The following is a 16,795-nucleotide window of genomic DNA, read 5'->3' as shown; positions in this document are numbered from 1 at the left end:
TATAGGCTTGTTTAAGGTAAACTATTTCCTGCGCTAGTGTAAATCTCATACCATTCTGCTCGAGTGAGCACTATCTTTTCTGCTTCTGCAATCTTTTCTAACCGCGCTGGATTCATCGAACCTACAACTGTCTGAATCTTGGCGGGGTGACGCATAATCCAAGCGACAACGATTGCTTCACGTGAAACATGGTATTGATCTGCCAAGCGACTTATGGTCTGATTTAGTCGACCATAGTCTGGATGATTCATAAAAGTCCCTTTTTGTAAATCAATCAGAAACGGTGACCAAGCCTGAATGGTCATTTTTTTCAATCTACAATAATCTAGGACACTACCATCTCGAACTATTGCAGCTGCTTCTTTCATATTGACGTGCAAGCCTGCATCAATCAGTGGAGTGTGGACAGGTGACAACTGCAACTGGTTGACCACCAAGGGTTCTGACAGATAGGATTGGAGTAACTCAATCTGGTAGGTATTTTGATTGCTGACACCAAAATAGCGAACTTTTCCTGCTGCTTTTAATTCTGAAAAAGCCTCTGCTACTTCTTCTGGTTCCATTAAAGCATCTGGACGATGCAGAGCTAGGACATCCAGATAATCTGTTTCTAAGCGCGAGAGAATCGCATCTACAGAAGCTACAATGTGTTCTTTTGAAAAATCAAAGTACCCTTTACGAATGCCACACTTGGACTGGAGCATGATAGCTTCACGGTCTACTTTTAACCCTTTCATAGCCATTGCAAATCGGCGTTCTGATGCACCACCGCCATAAATATCAGCATGATCAAAAAAGGTAATACCTTGTTCCAAGGCTGTTTCTACAACTGCCTGCGCTGCTTTGTCGTCTAAGCTCGCCATACGCATACAACCTAAGGCGATCCGTGATACCCCTAGACCTGTCTTTCCTAATTCTTGCACGATTATCTCCTATCAATTAAATCCGTAAATACTCTTTGCAATCTTGTAAACAGCATTTGAAATCTTCCGTCCTGGATAGCCGTATAAGTTGGTCAACTGTCCTAGTAACCCGCTACGAACAATCTTAAAGAGGGCTGGGTTGTGTTCTTGAATATACTGCCACAATTCCTGCTTTTTCATCATATGCTCAGCCGTTCCACCTCGATTGAGCAAAGCACAAGAAATGATGGTCGTAATTTCCACATGATTGAGTAAATAGCTACGCAAATCGGGCTGGTGAATCGCATTCAAATCCAAACTATCCACCAAAATCCGGTTGACTTTGAGCTGTTGATCAATTCGCTTAATCATAACTGATTCATTGACCGATTGGTCATTTCGACCGATAAAATAACGATAAAAATCCACTGGTAGATAATACATTGTCTCAACTGCTTGCAATGGGGTAAAGACGAAAATATTGTCTACATAAAAGGTATGCTCTGGTAGGACCAAATTTACTTCTCTCAACAAGTCTGTACGATAAATGAGCGAGTGCATCATCATATATTGACCCTTTGAAAAAGTACCGATATCATCCCATGTAAAAATCCGGTTCGTCGGTAGGACATTCTGATAATCCATGCTTTTTTTGCGAGATTGTCCTTCTTTTTCATAGACAAAATTTGAAATGAAAGCATCAACTAACTGCCCGTGTTCTTCTAAACTGGCTAAGGTTTCAATGATCTTAAGATAGGCTCTGGTATCCACCCAGTCGTCGCTGTCTACCACCTTGAAATAGCGTCCCTGGGCTTCCTGAATGCCTGTATTGACCGCACCACCATGCCCCCTATTTTCTTGCTCAATGACCCGGACATTGGCATACTTAGCAGCCAGCTGCTCAGCGATTTCTTGTGTACTGTCGCTTGAGCCATCATTGATAATTAAAATTTCTACCTGATCGCCACCCACGACCAGTGATGTCACTGCATACTGTAGGTATGCTTCTGCATTATAGCTTGGAATTGCAATACTTAATAAGGTCATCTCCTACTCCCTATCAACGACTATTTGCCAGTTTCAGCTGACAAATTTTTTATTATTTTACCACAATTTTAGGAAAGTTGCTGTTGATAACTTTGTTTAACACGAAAGAAGCTCCATATTTGACCAACATTTATGATCAAATATCCGTTAATACTTACAAATCCTCTATAGAAATTCTCACTTAATTAGTTGCGAAATAATTTCCCATTCTCTTTTGAACAGTCGGCATATCCATCCCTACCTACTGAAGTGTGTGTCCATTTACCTCCTGCAGATTCCCGACTAAAAAATGGCAGGTTTACTTGTCCCACAAAAATCTTTAATAGCTCAAGACTCATCACTTCCCTTACACGCTATCCACAAGTTATCCACAATCTGTGGATAACTTGTGGATACAAAGAGTTTTCTATCCTTATTTTTATGGTCTTTTAGTTTACTTTTAGTACTAGGAAAGGAGCTGCAGGCTGTACTGGAGTACGGCAATGCGAGTGAACGAAGTAATCAAAGATAAACGAAATGACTATACTCTCTTATTTCTTAAAGGGTTGCAATACATCACCAATGACGTTTCTACCCAAAGCAATCACAGCTTTTCCTTTCAGAATTCGACCAGTAGGTTTGTTTATCCTCCGAACAATCTTCTATTTCCTTGGTATCGGCATTCACATTTTCTTTTTTACAGGGATAAGCAACGAGCGGTAGGGATAACGGCAGTTAATTGATGACTAACTATAAAAATAAGAAGCTAAGGGTATCGCTCCCTCAGCTTCTTCATAGATTATTGTTTCACAAATTTGGCAGATTGTTCACCTGCTTGACGACCAAATACGATAATATCTGCAACAGCGTTACCACCGATACGGTTGTTCCCATGAACACCTCCTGTAACTTCACCTGCTGCGTAAAGACCAGAGATTACTTGACCTTCTTTATTCAATACTTCTGTATTGGTATTGATTTTAAGACCACCCATTGTATGGTGTACCCCTGGTGCAATTTTGATTGCATAGTAAGGAGCTGTATCTAGAGCATGATCCATACCACTTGAGCGACCGAAAGCTGAATCGTTTTTATCTGCAACAGCCTTGTTCCATGTATCCAAGGTTGTTTGCAAAGCGTCTGCTGGAACATCGATAGCTTTTGCAAGATCTGCTGCCGTATCACCTGATTTCACAAGACCTTTTTTCTCATATTGAGCGATAGCCTTTACACGATCTTTCAAGGCTGAATCAAAGACTACATAAGCGTAATTTGGCTCTAAACTATTGATTGCTGCAGAAACCTTATCACGAGTTTCCAATTCATTAAAGAAACGCTCACCTTTTGAGTTAACCAAGATAGCACCCTCACCACGAATTGCTTCTGTAATCAAGTAAGATTTTTCTTGTTCTACAGTTGGGTGAATTTGGATTTGTTCCATGTCAACTGTTGCGGCACCTTTTGCTTCTGCAAGGGCAATACCGTCACCAGTTGATCCCGGCTGGTTTGTTGTGACGTAACCCTTTAATTTTGGATTCAACTGTGCAACCTTATCTAAGTCAGCACCAAAACCACCCGTTGCAATTACAACTGCTTTTGCTGCAACTTTTTTGGTTTTGCCGTCAATTACTACTTCAATCCCTGAAATCTTGCCGTCTTTTTCCTCAAGATTTGTCACATCTGCATTGACAAACATTGGAATTTTACGCTCTACCAAGTTGTGGTAAAGACCTGTTACAAGGTAACCACCAACGGCTGAACCGTCTGCTGGGCGGTGAGTACGCTTTTCACTCATACCACCAGTGGTTGTAATATTGCTGAGGGTAATTCCCATTCCATCCAACCAGTCAATCGCAGAAGCAGAGTTATCTACCAAGTAGCGAAGCAACTCTGGGTTGTTTGTTCCGCCACCACCCTTAAGGGTTTCTTCATAGAACTTATCGTTTGAATCTTTGATTCCTTCTTTATCTTGGAATTTTGTTTGAGAGGCATTCATACCTGCTGAGGACTTCGCAGTATTACCTCCGACTTCTCCCATTTTCTCAAAAATAGCTACACTCGCTCCTGCATCATGGGCAGAAACTCCTGCAGCCATACCTGCACCACCTGAACCGATGATGACAACATCATAGCTATCTTTCAATTCTGCTGGATCTGTATAGACCTTCTCTGATGCTCCTGAAACTGCATCTTCTTTAGAAGATGAAGCAGAAATTGATGATTCTGCTGTATTGGTTGCTTTACTTCCACAAGCAATCAAAAAAACTACAGCAAGCAAACTAAGTAAGGCACTTAGCCAAACTCTCTTCTTCATAATAAACCGTCTCCTTTTCTTTTGGTTACCGTCCTATTGTACCCTATTTGAGAAACAGTTGCAACAATTTTGTAAAATTTTTCACAAGTAATGAATCTAGACTTTTATCCGTATCCATTGATGACATCAAAAAATAAGTAAAGACATCAACTATCCGAAATTTACTGCCTAAAGCCCACCTTTTCCTCAAACAGGATAGGCTGCTACTTGAAATGAGGCAATCATTCATCCCCCACTCTATACCCATCAACATCTGACGAACTTTTGCAACTCTCTATGGTGAAAGATTGGAGATAAGAATGGCCAAGCTAGCCTCCTCTAAACGAAAAGGTAAAAGGGAGGTCCCGCAAGATGAACAAACGACGGAAAAAGGTGATGGTGGTCGAGTATATAGTCATTTAGTTTCTATTTTTTATTACTTCGTTCACTCGTCTTGCTGTACCATTGAGAAAAGTTACACTTTTCTTATCTGTCACTTGAAATAGTTATCAACTATTTCAACTACCTGCGACTCCTTGCCTAGTACTAAAAATAAACGAAACGGCTATATAGTCATTTCGTTTATCTTTTGTTCCTTCGTTCACTCGCTTTGCCGTACTCTAGTACAGCCTGCAGCTCCTTGCCTAGTACTAAAAGTAAACGAAATGACTATAACAACTTTTCTACAGACCAAAGACGCTCTGAAATGATGTATTTATGGCAGCAAAAAAGCCCACCAAAGTAGGCTTTTTGAAAGATAATCTTTGAAATTAAAGCATTTTGTTATAGAATTCAACGACAAGTGCTTCGTTAATTTCTGGATTGATTTCGTCGCGTTCTGGGAGGCGAGTCAATGATCCTTCAAGTTTGTCAGCATCAAATGATACGAATGCTGGACGGCCAAGAGTTGCTTCAACAGCTTCAAGGATTGCAGGAACTTTCAATGATTTCTCACGAACTGAAATCACTTGACCAACTTCAACACGGTAGCTAGGAATGTCAACGCGTTTTCCGTCAACAAGGATATGACCGTGGTTAACAAATTGACGTGCTTGACGACGAGTAGTTGCAAGACCTAAACGGTATACAACGTTGTCCAAACGACGCTCAAGAAGAAGCATGAAGTTGAAACCAAGGATTCCGCCTTTGATTTTAGTAGCTTGTACGAACAAGTTACGGAATTGTTTTTCACCTACACCGTAGGAAAAACGAAGTTTTTGCTTTTCAGCCAACTGCAAGCCATATTCTGATAACTTGCTACGGTTGTTTGGTCCATGTTGACCTGGTACATAATTGCGACGAGCAAGCTCTTTACCTGTACCTGTAAGTGATAAACCAAGACGACGTGCTTGTTTCCAAGATGGTCCTGTATAACGTGACATAATAATGTCCTCCATAAAATGTATTTTATGGAAATAGTCTTTGAGAAATCCTGATTCGTGCAGATACCCTTCGCCTAAACAGCTAAGGTTACTTCTATTTCAAAGTACCTGTTGACGAGCTTCATATTTCTCTGCTGCTATTTCACACGAAAGATAGTATAGCATAGAAAAAAGGCTTTGTAAAGCCTTTTTATTTTTTTGATCGCAAGGATTACTTCCTTACTTTTTTAATCCGAGAATGTCCTATATTATTGCATAGTCGCTTAGGGAGTGTGTTCCAATATCTCCTAACATTTCCAAATTCCCATCTCCAACAGCCTGTGAAATTTTCTTATAGCCGTTTCGTTTCTTTTTAGTACTAGGCAAGGAGTCGCAGGTAGTTGAAATAGTTGATAACTATTTCAAGTGACAGATAAGAAAAGTGTAACTTTTCTCAATAGTACAGCAAGACGAGTGAACGAAATAATAAAAATATAAACTAAATGACTATAAAATCAGTCGTTTTAGGGGTGATTGCAATCATCCGTTGTCAGACCCTATCTCTAGGAAAAGAAACGTCAACTTTCACACCTTCTATCTTTTGAAGCTCTGTCAGTTCAGGAACAGAATATTCATAGAATACGCGTTCTAACAACTCTCCTGCCTCTTTCTGGCTCTCCCCCCAGATTATTAAGATAGTCATCTGTTAAATGAACATCCTAGTATCACTGAAATTCATCAATGATATTACCTTTGTGTTTCAAACTAACAAACACTGAGGCATTAGGAAGTTTTTTTGAAAGAACTTATTCCCCCATCCCGTCATTCAAGTAATGAATCAAAATCTTTTCCGTTAGCACATCCGAGTAGGTGTAGGATTCCACATAGGTATTGTTGGGATCTTGATATTCCACGATAAAGAGGGATTGGTATACCTCGGTAATCCGACCTTGTTTGTTTTTCTCACGTTTACGACCATTTTCAAGGGTTAATTCAACAATTTGTCCCTCGTGGTTTTTTATATCTTCTTTAATTTGCTTCATCTTCGCAACATCTGTAAATGCATCACTCATTCTTATCCATCCTCTCTCTTTGAAATGCTTGAAAACTTGTTATACTCTTTTTGGAACATTAACTCAACAGTCCCACGCGCTCCTGAACGGTTTTTTTCAATGATAACCTCAACGGTATTATTGGGAATGCCACCGTCTTCTTGCTCTCCACGTTCATAGTAGTCATCACGGTACAAGAATGCAACGATGTCTGCATCCTGCTCGATTGACCCTGACTCTCGAATATCTGACAAGACAGGTCGCTTATCCTGGCGTTGTTCCACGCCACGCGAAAGCTGACTGAGGGCAATGACAGGTACTTTTAATTCCTTGGCTAAAATTTTTAATTGTCGTGAAATTTCAGAAACTTCCTGCTGACGATTTTCCCGACCGGTTCCTGTAATTAACTGCAGGTAATCGATCAAAATCAAACCTAGATTCCCTGTTTCCTGTGCTAATTTACGGGAGCGAGAACGAATCTCTGTAATCTTAATACCTGGCGTATCATCTATATATATACTGGCATTGGCCAGATTAGCCTGCGCCATGGTTAACTTCTGCCATTCCTCATCTGTCAAATGACCTGTACGAATAGAGCGCGAGTTAATCATCCCTTCAGCAGCTAGCATCCGATCAACTAGACTTTCTGCCCCCATTTCCAAAGAAAAGATTGCAACCGTCTTGCCTAATTTTGTACCAATGTTTTGCGCAATATTTAGAGCAAAAGCTGTTTTTCCGACCGCAGGACGAGCTGCCAGAATAATCAATTCTTCTTCATGCAAACCCGTCGTCATAGCATCTAAGGCTGGATAGCCTGTCGCAATTCCTGTAATATCAGACGTCTGGCGCGAACGAAGTTCAAGGTTTTCAAAGTTGATATTCAAAATATCTTCAATCTGTTTGAAACCGCTCCGACTAGTCCCTTCGCTGACATCAATCAAGGCTTTTTCTGCACGCGCAATGATTTCATCAGATTCTTCCGCACCATCATAGGCTTGGTTGATCGATTCTGTCAAACGAGCAATTAATTTGCGTAAATTAGATTTTTCAGCAACAATCTTGGCATAGTATTCCGCATTGGCAGAAGTCGGCACCGAATTGATGACCTCGGCTAAATAACTGAGTCCACCAATATTTTCCAAATCACCATGGTTAGCCAGATGGTTGCGCATCGTCGTTGCATCAATGGCCTCATGTCGATCAGATAAGGCAATCATGGCTTTAAAAATCAACTGGTGGGCATATTTGAAGAAATCAGCGGCCTCAATATATTCACGGACAAAAACCAGCTTCCCCTCGTCAATGAAAATCGCACCGAGAACCGACTGCTCCGCTAAAATATCCTGCGGTTGCACACGCAATTCATCTAATTCTGCCAAGATTCTCACCTCCTATCTCTGTGCGTTTCCACTAAGCTTCCTTGATGCTCAACTGAATGACACCTATCACATCTTGATAAATTTTAACAGGTACATCAATCAAACCAACTGCACGAATCGGATGATCTAATTGAATATTGCGCTTGTCAAGCTTGATACCGAATTGTTTTTCCAATTCTTCAGCAATCTTCTTGCTCGTAATTGAACCAAAAGTCCGCCCATCTGGACCTACTTTTTCGACAAAAGACACAAGTGTTGCGTCTTCTGCTAATGTAGCTTTGATAGCTTCTGCCTCGGCCAACATCTCAGCATGTGCTTTTTCTTGAGACTTTTGTTTCCCGCGCAATTCACCAATCGCTTGGTTGGTCGCTTCCTTGGCAAGGTTTTTCTTAATTAAAAAATTTTGGGCATAACCTGTTGGAACCTCTTTAATCTCCCCCTTTTTTCCCTTGCCTTTAACATCTGCTAAAAAAATAACTTTCATGAGAACTCCTCCTATTCTTCTGTTAATTGTTCCTGAATCACTTGACGTAATCTTGCCTGAACCTGTTCGAGCGATTGATCGTGAATCTGAGCTGCTGCAAGACTAAAATGACCGCCTCCGCCCATCTCTTCCATTATCCGCTGAACATTGACCTTGCTCCTACTCCGCGCTGAAATAGCAACATAGTCATTGATATTTTTCGTAATGACAAATACTGCTTCAATTCCAGCCATCTCAAGAATCGTATCTGCTGCCTTACTTGGAACAATATTGTCATAGACAGCTTCCTCATCACCACAAACAATAACAATATGCTCAGAGGTCTTCTGGCCTCTTAAAATCAACTCATTGATCTGGCGATATTCGCTGAAGTCTGTTGCAGCAATCTGCTGAATTTCTGAACTATCGCTACCGCGATTTCTTAAGTAGCTAGCCACATCAAAGGTTCTACTCGTCACACGAGATGTAAAATTCTTAGTATCTAGCATAATCCCTGCCATTAAAAGGCTGGACTGAATTCGATTGAGCTTATGATGCTTATCATTTTGAAATTGGATCAGCTCTGTTACCAACTCACTTGCAGAACTTGCACCACTTTCAATATAAGTTAAAACTGCATTGTCTGGGAAGTCTACATCACGGCGATGATGGTCAACCACGACTACTTGACTAAACAAGTCATAAAATTCTCTCGACAAGGTCAAACCAATCTTGGAGTGATCAACCATAATCAATAACGATCGTGCTGTTACCTGCTTTTTCGCCTCCTCAACGGTTATCAAGTTGGAACAATTTTCCTGACTCAATTTCTGAATCGCACGTTGAATATCGGCTCCCATGTCCTTTTCATTATAGACAGTATAGGCATTATTCATGATATTCTGTGCAAAATACTGCATTCCGACAGCAGATCCCAGAGCATCCATGTCTAGATTTCGGTGTCCAACGACAAATACCGCATCGACCGTCTTTAACTTATCAGAGACAGCTGTCATCATCGCGCGAGTACGGGTTCTTGTCCGTTTAACCGACGAAGCAGATCCCCCGCCAAAAAAGAGGGGTTGCTTACGCTCATCATTTTCTTTGACAACAACCTGATCACCACCGCGCACCTCAGCCATGTTGAGATTTTGTAGGGCAATCTGACCAATCTGTTGATGATTATTGACCCCATAGGCAATTCCCATACTCAAGGTCAAAGCCAAGTCCAGCTGTTTAGCTTCTTCACGAAAACGATTGATAACTGAAAATTTATCCTCAATCAATCTTTTTAAAACCGCATAGTCTGTGAAGAAATAAAAGCGATCCATGGTCCCACGGCGATAGTAAATCCCATTTTCATTTGCAAAATCAGACACAAACTGAGCCAAGAAACTATTCACCTGACTAATCTGGGAATCGGAATAGGTATCTTCTAGTTCATCGTAATTATCAATAGAAATAATCCCAATTGCGGGTCTACTACCGATTAGATTAGAAGTGGCATAATATTCTGTCGAGACATCAAAAAAGTAAAAGAGCCCTTGCTCAGAATCGACATAGACTGCATAACGCTTGTCAGCAAGCGTAACATAAGTTCTGTCCTCATCCAAGCCCGCTTCAATGATTTCTCGCAATTTCTGCTGATCAAATTCTCCGTCTTCCTTGACAAAAAGAAGTTCTGCGTAAGGATTAAACCACTCTACTTGATTATTTTCTAAACGAACTCTAATCACCCCGACCGGCATGTGAGCCAAAAGACGCATCAGCCCAGAACCCGCTTGAGCATTTAAATACTCAATCTGCTCTACCTCACTCACTTCGTAGGAATGCTTTTGAAAAATAAAAAGTAATATCAACAAAAAGAAAGCTACAAATATAGATAAATAGGTAATTGTTGACTCAGGATATAAACCATGGATGAACGCTAATAATCCAAAAAGGATTACCCCAATCATCACAAAATGAATCGTTGAAAATCGAAATTTTTTCATCACTAACCTCTGCTTGCCATTTTACCATAAAACCGCTGAAAATGCTAGCTTCTATTTCCAAACAGAGTTTACAAAATACCTGTATTCCTAGGCAGAAAAATAGAACCTGTATTTACAAGTGTTATACCTCGAGGTAAAAGAAAAATCGTCATTCCGTTTCCACTAAGATGCAAAATTGAACCTCGAACCTAAAAAAGAAAGAAACAACCATTTTATACTTGTCAAATATCAACTTCTTCCGTCATTTGCTCACCCTAGTGAACTGCAGTTTGACCGAGCTAGCTATACCCCCAGCCTTTCACAATTCCCGATTAGAGGTTGATTGTTATAGGGTAGTAGTTACAACTGAGTTGCTCTTAGAAAAGGCGACTATTCCAGCTTTAGCGCTTGCAGGTCCTTATAGTTTACTCAAAATAAAAAAGATCAGACAACCGTCCAACCTTTACTCATTCTTGCTCATCTTATTCTTTGAAATAGAGCGGCTCCGCCCCTCTAAGTAAACCATTAGAATGGAAATATCTGCCGGATTGACTCCTGATATACGGCTAGCTTGTCCAATCGTTTCAGGAGCAATCAGCTTAAATTTCTGACGAGCTTCTGTTGCAATCGAATCAATATCATCCCAGTCAATATCCGTTGGAATCCGTTTTTCTTCCATACGCTTCATCTTCTCAACCTGATCCAAGGCTTTACTGATATAGCCCTCATACTTGACCTCAGTTTCAATCAGTTCAATGGTCTTATCAGACAACTCCTCAGCTGCTGCTCCGACAAATTGAACCACATCCGCATAGGTTACCTCAGGTCTACGCATAAATTCCTTGGCTGTCAACGCATCGGTCAAGGGTTTAAAGCCCATAGCAACAACTTTCTCATTGGTTTCCTTAACTGGCTTCAATTTGATTGAAGCCAGGCGAGCCATTTCATTTTCAAATTGATTTTTGTGAATCTGAAAGACTTGATAGCGCTCATCATCAACCAAACCAACCTGACGACCAATCTCTGTGAGACGCATATCTGCGTTGTCATGGCGCAAAATCAAACGATATTCTGCCCGACTGGTCAAAAGACGATAAGGCTCAACCGTTCCCTTGGTCACCAAATCATCAATCATCACACCGATATACCCATCACTACGCTTCAAAATCAATTCAGGTTTGCCCTGCACTTTAAGTGCTGCATTTATTCCTGCAACAATTCCCTGACCAGCAGCCTCTTCATAACCAGAAGTCCCGTTGGTCTGGCCTGCAGTAAATAATCCCGAAATTTTCTTGGTTTCAAGAGTAGCCCGTAATTGGTGTGGCATAACCATATCATACTCAATCGCATAGCCTGTCCGCATCATCTCAGCATTTTCAAGCCCCTTGATAGAGTGAACCAAGTCCTTTTGCACATCTTCTGGAAGACTGGTTGAAAGACCTTGGATATAAATCTCATCCGTGTCGTACCCTTCAGGTTCTAAGAATAGTTGATGCCGTTCCTTATCAGCAAAGCGTACGATTTTATCCTCAATAGAGGGACAATAGCGCGGTCCAACCCCCTTTACCACACCTGAAAACATGGGCGCACGATGCAGATTGCTATTGATGATTTCATGACTAGTCACATTGGTATAGGTCAGCCAGCACGGAATCTGCTCTTTCAAATAATCCTCATCTTTTGATAAAAAGGAAAAATGATTCGGCTCCTCATCTCCAGGTTGAATTTCTGTCGCTGCATAGTCAACCGTTCGCGCATTCACACGAGGCGGAGTTCCTGTTTTAAACCGCCCAATTTCAAGTCCCAAATCTTTCAAATTATCTGCCAAAGCGACAGAGGCCAAGCTATTGTTTGGACCAGACGAATACTTCAAATCACCGATAATAATTTCGCCACGCAGGGCAGTCCCCGTTGTCACCACCACGGTTTTTGCCGCAAAATACTGGTCGGTTGCTGTCCGAACCCCAATCACTCGGTTCTCTTCAACTAAAATTTCATCAATCATGGTCTGGCGCAGGGTCAAATTTTCCTGCTGTTCGACCGTCCGTTTCATCTCTAGCGAATATTTTGCCTTATCCGCTTGAGCTCGCAAAGCTCGCACAGCAGGCCCTTTTCCTGTATTCAACATTTTCATCTGAATGTAGGTCTTATCGATATTACGACCCATTTCACCACCAAGGGCATCGATTTCGCGAACCACGATGCCCTTCGCCGAACCACCGATCGATGGATTACAAGGCATAAAGGCCACCATATCCAAGTTGATTGTCGCAAGCAAGGTTTTACACCCCATACGACTGGTTGCAAGACCTGCTTCTACACCAGCATGTCCTGCACCAATTACAATTACATCATATTCTTCTGTAAATCTATCTGTCATCTCCTCAATCTCCTTAATCAAATCTATTCAATATTTTCCGACGAAATTTGGTGAGTGTGTAAAAAACCATAACTACATCTATGTTGACAAACTTGTCAACCGTTGCCGAATAAATGGTGTGGACTAACTGATAAGAAAGGAGTTCTACGTCCACCCGACACTTATTCAAGGGCATGAAAATCAACCATTTCTTGTCAACTTCTGTAAACTATTTTTCAAAAGTAAAGTCTACGGGTTTCACTGCTACAACAAGGTCCAAGTCTTCCGCTATAGTCTTTTAGTACTAGACAACGAGCTGCAGCTTGTACTAGAGTACGGCAAAGCGAGTGAACGAAGTAGTAAAAGATAAACTAAATAACTCTCTTTCACGAATAAACACAGCTTCTGGGAAGCCCTCAACTTTGATAACCAAACCAATCCGTGTAGTATTCTTACCGTTCTCAAGAGCAGGCAAGAAAGAGTTTGTTATGTTTCATAGTCCGCTTTATCGTTCAAGCATCCAAAATCCGATACTCGTTTTTTGTTTGCACATCCACACCATACCTCATTTCTACACAAAAAGAGCCAAAACCCTCGAAAATTGTACACCAAAAGACGTACAATTCCCATGAGCTTTGACCATCATGAATATTGCTAGATTCAGTTTAGCAAAAACTTCTTTATTTTTCAATAGAATGATAGTGTAATATGAGGATTTTTATACTTGTTACTTCAAATTAAATGTACTGGCACACTTCTCCATCTTTAAAGGCCAAGTCAATCATGCCACCACCTAGACATTCCTCTCCATTGTAGAAAACGACAGCTTGACCTGGTGTGATAGCACGCTGTGGTTCATAAAAGATAACTTCTGCCTTGTCCCCTCTGACCTTTACTGTAACTTTACTATCCGGTTGACGATAGCGAAACTTAGCTGTACACTCCAGTGTAAAGGTTTCAGGCATGGCTTGTGTAAAGTGAACTTGACTAGCTGTCAAGCTCGTTGACATTAATGATTCATGGTAAAATCCCTGACCTACGTATAAAATATTTTGCGACAAATCTTTTCCAACAACGAACCAAGGGGCATTGTCGCCACCAATTTGTCCACCGATACCAAGTCCCCCACGCTGACCGATTGTATAGTACATGAGTCCTGCATGCTCGCCCATATCTCGACCATCAACAGTCATCATGCGTCCTTTCTGGGCTGGCAGATACTGGCTGAGAAATGCTTTAAAATTCTTCTCACCAATAAAACAAATCCCTGTCGAATCTTTCTTCTTAGCTGTCGCAAGACCTGCACCTTCTGCAATTTCACGGACTTCTGACTTCTGCAAATGTCCTAGAGGAAACAGCGTTTTCTGCAGTTGCTCTTGTGATAATTGGCTAAGGAAATAAGTCTGATCCTTCCCCTTATCCACACCACGTAACATGTGAACTACACCGTTCTCATCTCGTTTGACCTGAGCATAGTGGCCTGTCGCCACGTAATCAGCTCCTAAATTCATTGCATAGTCCAAAAAAGCTTTAAACTTAATTTCCTTATTACACATGACATCTGGATTTGGTGTCCGTCCTGCACGATACTCAGCAAGAAAATATTCGAACACTCGGTCCCAATACTCTTTTTCAAAATTAACAGAGTAGTACGGAATTCCAATTTGATCCGCAACAGCTGCCACATCTTTATAGTCTTCTGTCGCCGTACAAAAGCCATTTTCATCTGTATCATCCCAGTTTTTCATGAAGATACCAATCACATCATAGCCTTTCTCTTTTAGCAACAAGGCCGTGACAGAGGAATCAACCCCTCCACTCATCCCAACGACGACACGTATCTTTGCGTTATCATCCATTATCTATTCTCCCATCAATTTAATCTACGGAGTAGGGCACAATCATGATTTCTGAGAAATTGATTTTATAGTCCCACTTCCCACAAGGTTAGATACTTTTACCCTAACCTTATACTCGCCAAAAATCAACTTTTTCTGTCATTAGCTCACCTTACTGAACTTCTGTTCTACCTTTGATTTAGAGGAGAAGAGCCTTATTATCCTATCTCCAACCTTTTACAATTCTCAAGTATAAAAGCTAGTCAGATGCTGATTTTTATAGAGTATCTGCTATTTTCAAAAAACGATTGAAGGTCGATTTTGAAGTACCTCACGGCACAGACAGTATTATACCATATCCCAAAGCATTTTCTATTTAAATAAAATCAAGAAGCAGATTTTCCCACCTTTATCTGGTATAATACAGATAAGAAAAACTAAAGGAAAACCTATGACAAATTTAAAATTTCAATCTGTATTTGATATTATTGGACCTGTCATGATTGGCCCGTCATCTAGCCATACAGCAGGAGCTGTCCGCATCGGAAAAATTGTCTCATCAATCTTTGGAGAAACACCGACAGAGGTCGAATTTCAACTCTACAATTCATTTGCCAAAACCTATCGGGGGCATGGGACAGATGTTGCTCTGGTAGCAGGTATCTTAGGAATGGATACCGATGATTCTCGTATTCCAGACTCTCTTGATATTGCCCGCGAAAGAGGAATTAAGGTCTACTGGAAAATCAAGAAGGACAGCAATGCCCCACATCCAAATACGACCCGCATTATCATCAAAAATGATCACAAATTCATTTCTGCAACAGGTGTGTCTATTGGTGGAGGAAATATCCAGGTAACTGAACTAAATGGCTTTGCAGTGAACCTCAATATGAATACACCAACTATCATCATTGTCCATCAAGATGTTCCTGGAATGATTGCAAAAGTGACAGATATTCTTTCAAAATATGACATCAATATCGCACAAATGAATGTGACCCGTGAAAGTGCTGGAGAAAAAGCGATTATGATTATTGAAGTCGATTCTAGACAATGTGGTGACTCCATCGCTGAAATTGAAGAAATTCCACATTTACACAATGTCAACTTCTTTAACTAGAAAGAGAAAACTATGTTTTATACAATTAAAGAACTGATCATGCAGGCTGATGAAAGATTTTCAGGAAGCATTGCTGAACTCATGATTGCAACTGAGATTGAACTCACAGGGCGCTCTCGTGAAGAAATAGTGACAATTATGTCAAGAAACTTGACAGTTATGAAATCTTCTATTATCGATGGTCTATCCGAAAGTAAATCTGTATCTGGGCTAACAGGAGGCGATGCAGCCAAACTCGAACGCTATATCCAGTATGGTAAAACCCTATCAGACAAAACGATTCTCTCTGCCGCTCGCAATGCTATCGCTGTGAATGAATTAAATGCCAAAATGGGATTGGTCTGTGCCACACCAACTGCTGGTTCTGCTGGTTGCTTACCTGCTGTCTTAGGGGTAGCTATTGATAAACTTGGACTAACAGAAAAAGAACAACTTGATTTTCTCTTTGCCGCAGGAGCCTTTGGACTGGTCATCGCAAATAATGCGTCAATTTCTGGAGCAGAGGGAGGCTGTCAAGCTGAGGTGGGATCTGCAGCAGCCATGTCTGCTGCAGCACTCACGTTAGCCGCAGGTGGGAATGCCTTTCAAGCGAGCCAGGCTATCTGCCTTGTCATCAAAAACATGCTCGGTCTGATTTGTGATCCTGTCGCTGGACTCGTTGAAGTTCCTTGCGTTAAACGAAATGCCATGGGGGCAAGTTATGCGCTCGTTGCAGCTGATATGGCACTAGCCGGTATCGAGTCAAAAATTCCTGCAGACGAGGTCATTCTTACCATGTACCAAGTTGGATCTAGCCTCCCCACTGCCTTTCGAGAAACAGCAGAAGGTGGACTTGCCATTACTCCGACTGGAAAACGCCTCGCTCAACATATCTTTGGAAATGACTAAAAAGGTTGGAATATGAACGGCTCCCTGTCAAGTAGACAGTCAAATAATAAAAGATATTAAGCAACCTGATTCCTGAATTCTATAGGAGTCAGGTTATTTAATTTGGTCTGATAGCGTCGTGTATTGTAAAACTCAATA

The 16,795-nt window shown here is 41.1% G+C and carries 13 protein-coding genes; 2 read left to right on the top strand and 11 right to left on the bottom strand.

The genetic code is table 11. From position 1 onward, the window contains the following. Positions 1-11: 11 nt before the first annotated feature. The 11 genes from E4T79_RS06405 to mnmA form a co-directional block, all read right to left on the bottom strand. Positions 12-926: an aldo/keto reductase gene (locus E4T79_RS06405; RefSeq protein ID WP_194183798.1), complete on the bottom strand. Its 915-nt coding sequence runs from the start codon at positions 924-926 to the stop codon at positions 12-14. Between the two features lie 9 nt (positions 927-935). Continuing rightward, positions 936-1,949 (bottom strand): glycosyltransferase family 2 protein, encoded by a 1,014-nt coding sequence (locus E4T79_RS06400; RefSeq protein WP_135028738.1) that lies wholly within the window; start codon positions 1,947-1,949, stop codon positions 936-938. 778 nt (positions 1,950-2,727) lie between these two features. Then, complete coding sequence (locus E4T79_RS06395; RefSeq protein WP_135028736.1) at positions 2,728-4,242, bottom strand: flavocytochrome c; 1,515 nt, start codon at positions 4,240-4,242, stop codon at positions 2,728-2,730. Between the two features lie 749 nt (positions 4,243-4,991). Beyond that, complete coding sequence (gene rpsD / locus E4T79_RS06390) at positions 4,992-5,603, bottom strand: 30S ribosomal protein S4 (RefSeq protein ID WP_067087439.1); 612 nt, start codon at positions 5,601-5,603, stop codon at positions 4,992-4,994. A gap of 529 nt (positions 5,604-6,132) precedes the next feature. Beyond that, a complete protein-coding gene (locus E4T79_RS11055) occupies positions 6,133-6,285 on the bottom strand; it encodes a hypothetical protein (RefSeq protein WP_167752642.1) in 153 nt (50 codons plus the stop codon). Positions 6,286-6,388: 103 nt separating this feature from the next. Next, positions 6,389-6,655, bottom strand: a complete 267-nt coding sequence (locus E4T79_RS06385; protein ID WP_135028734.1) for a Veg family protein — start codon at positions 6,653-6,655, stop codon at positions 6,389-6,391. A gap of 2 nt (positions 6,656-6,657) precedes the next feature. Next, entirely contained in the window at positions 6,658-8,013 is a 1,356-nt protein-coding gene (gene dnaB / locus E4T79_RS06380; protein ID WP_135028732.1) for a replicative DNA helicase, read from the bottom strand. Between the two features lie 31 nt (positions 8,014-8,044). Further along, positions 8,045-8,497 (bottom strand): 50S ribosomal protein L9, encoded by a 453-nt coding sequence (rplI, locus tag E4T79_RS06375; RefSeq protein ID WP_135028730.1) that lies wholly within the window; start codon positions 8,495-8,497, stop codon positions 8,045-8,047. A gap of 11 nt (positions 8,498-8,508) precedes the next feature. Beyond that, on the bottom strand, positions 8,509-10,470 hold the full coding sequence (locus E4T79_RS06370; RefSeq protein ID WP_135028729.1) for a DHH family phosphoesterase: 1,962 nt from the start codon (positions 10,468-10,470) through the stop codon (positions 8,509-8,511). 442 nt (positions 10,471-10,912) lie between these two features. Then, a complete protein-coding gene (gene mnmG / locus E4T79_RS06365; RefSeq protein WP_135028727.1) occupies positions 10,913-12,829 on the bottom strand; it encodes a tRNA uridine-5-carboxymethylaminomethyl(34) synthesis enzyme MnmG in 1,917 nt (638 codons plus the stop codon). Between the two features lie 716 nt (positions 12,830-13,545). Further along, entirely contained in the window at positions 13,546-14,667 is a 1,122-nt protein-coding gene (mnmA, locus tag E4T79_RS06360; protein WP_167752641.1) for a tRNA 2-thiouridine(34) synthase MnmA, read from the bottom strand. 430 nt (positions 14,668-15,097) lie between these two features. Between mnmA and sdaAB the strand changes: the two genes are divergently transcribed. Both sdaAB and sdaAA read left to right on the top strand, forming a co-directional pair. Beyond that, positions 15,098-15,769 (top strand): L-serine ammonia-lyase, iron-sulfur-dependent subunit beta, encoded by a 672-nt coding sequence (sdaAB, locus tag E4T79_RS06355; protein WP_135028723.1) that lies wholly within the window; start codon positions 15,098-15,100, stop codon positions 15,767-15,769. Positions 15,770-15,781: 12 nt separating this feature from the next. After that, positions 15,782-16,657, top strand: coding sequence for an L-serine ammonia-lyase, iron-sulfur-dependent, subunit alpha (gene sdaAA / locus E4T79_RS06350; RefSeq protein ID WP_135028721.1), 876 nt, complete (start codon positions 15,782-15,784; stop codon positions 16,655-16,657). The last annotated feature ends 138 nt before the right edge of the window (positions 16,658-16,795 follow it).

Origin of the sequence: Streptococcus sp. LYSM12 (assembly GCF_004569635.1) — a bacterium.
GTDB lineage: Bacteria > Bacillota > Bacilli > Lactobacillales > Streptococcaceae > Streptococcus.
This window is presented reverse-complemented; position numbering and strand designations above follow the sequence as displayed.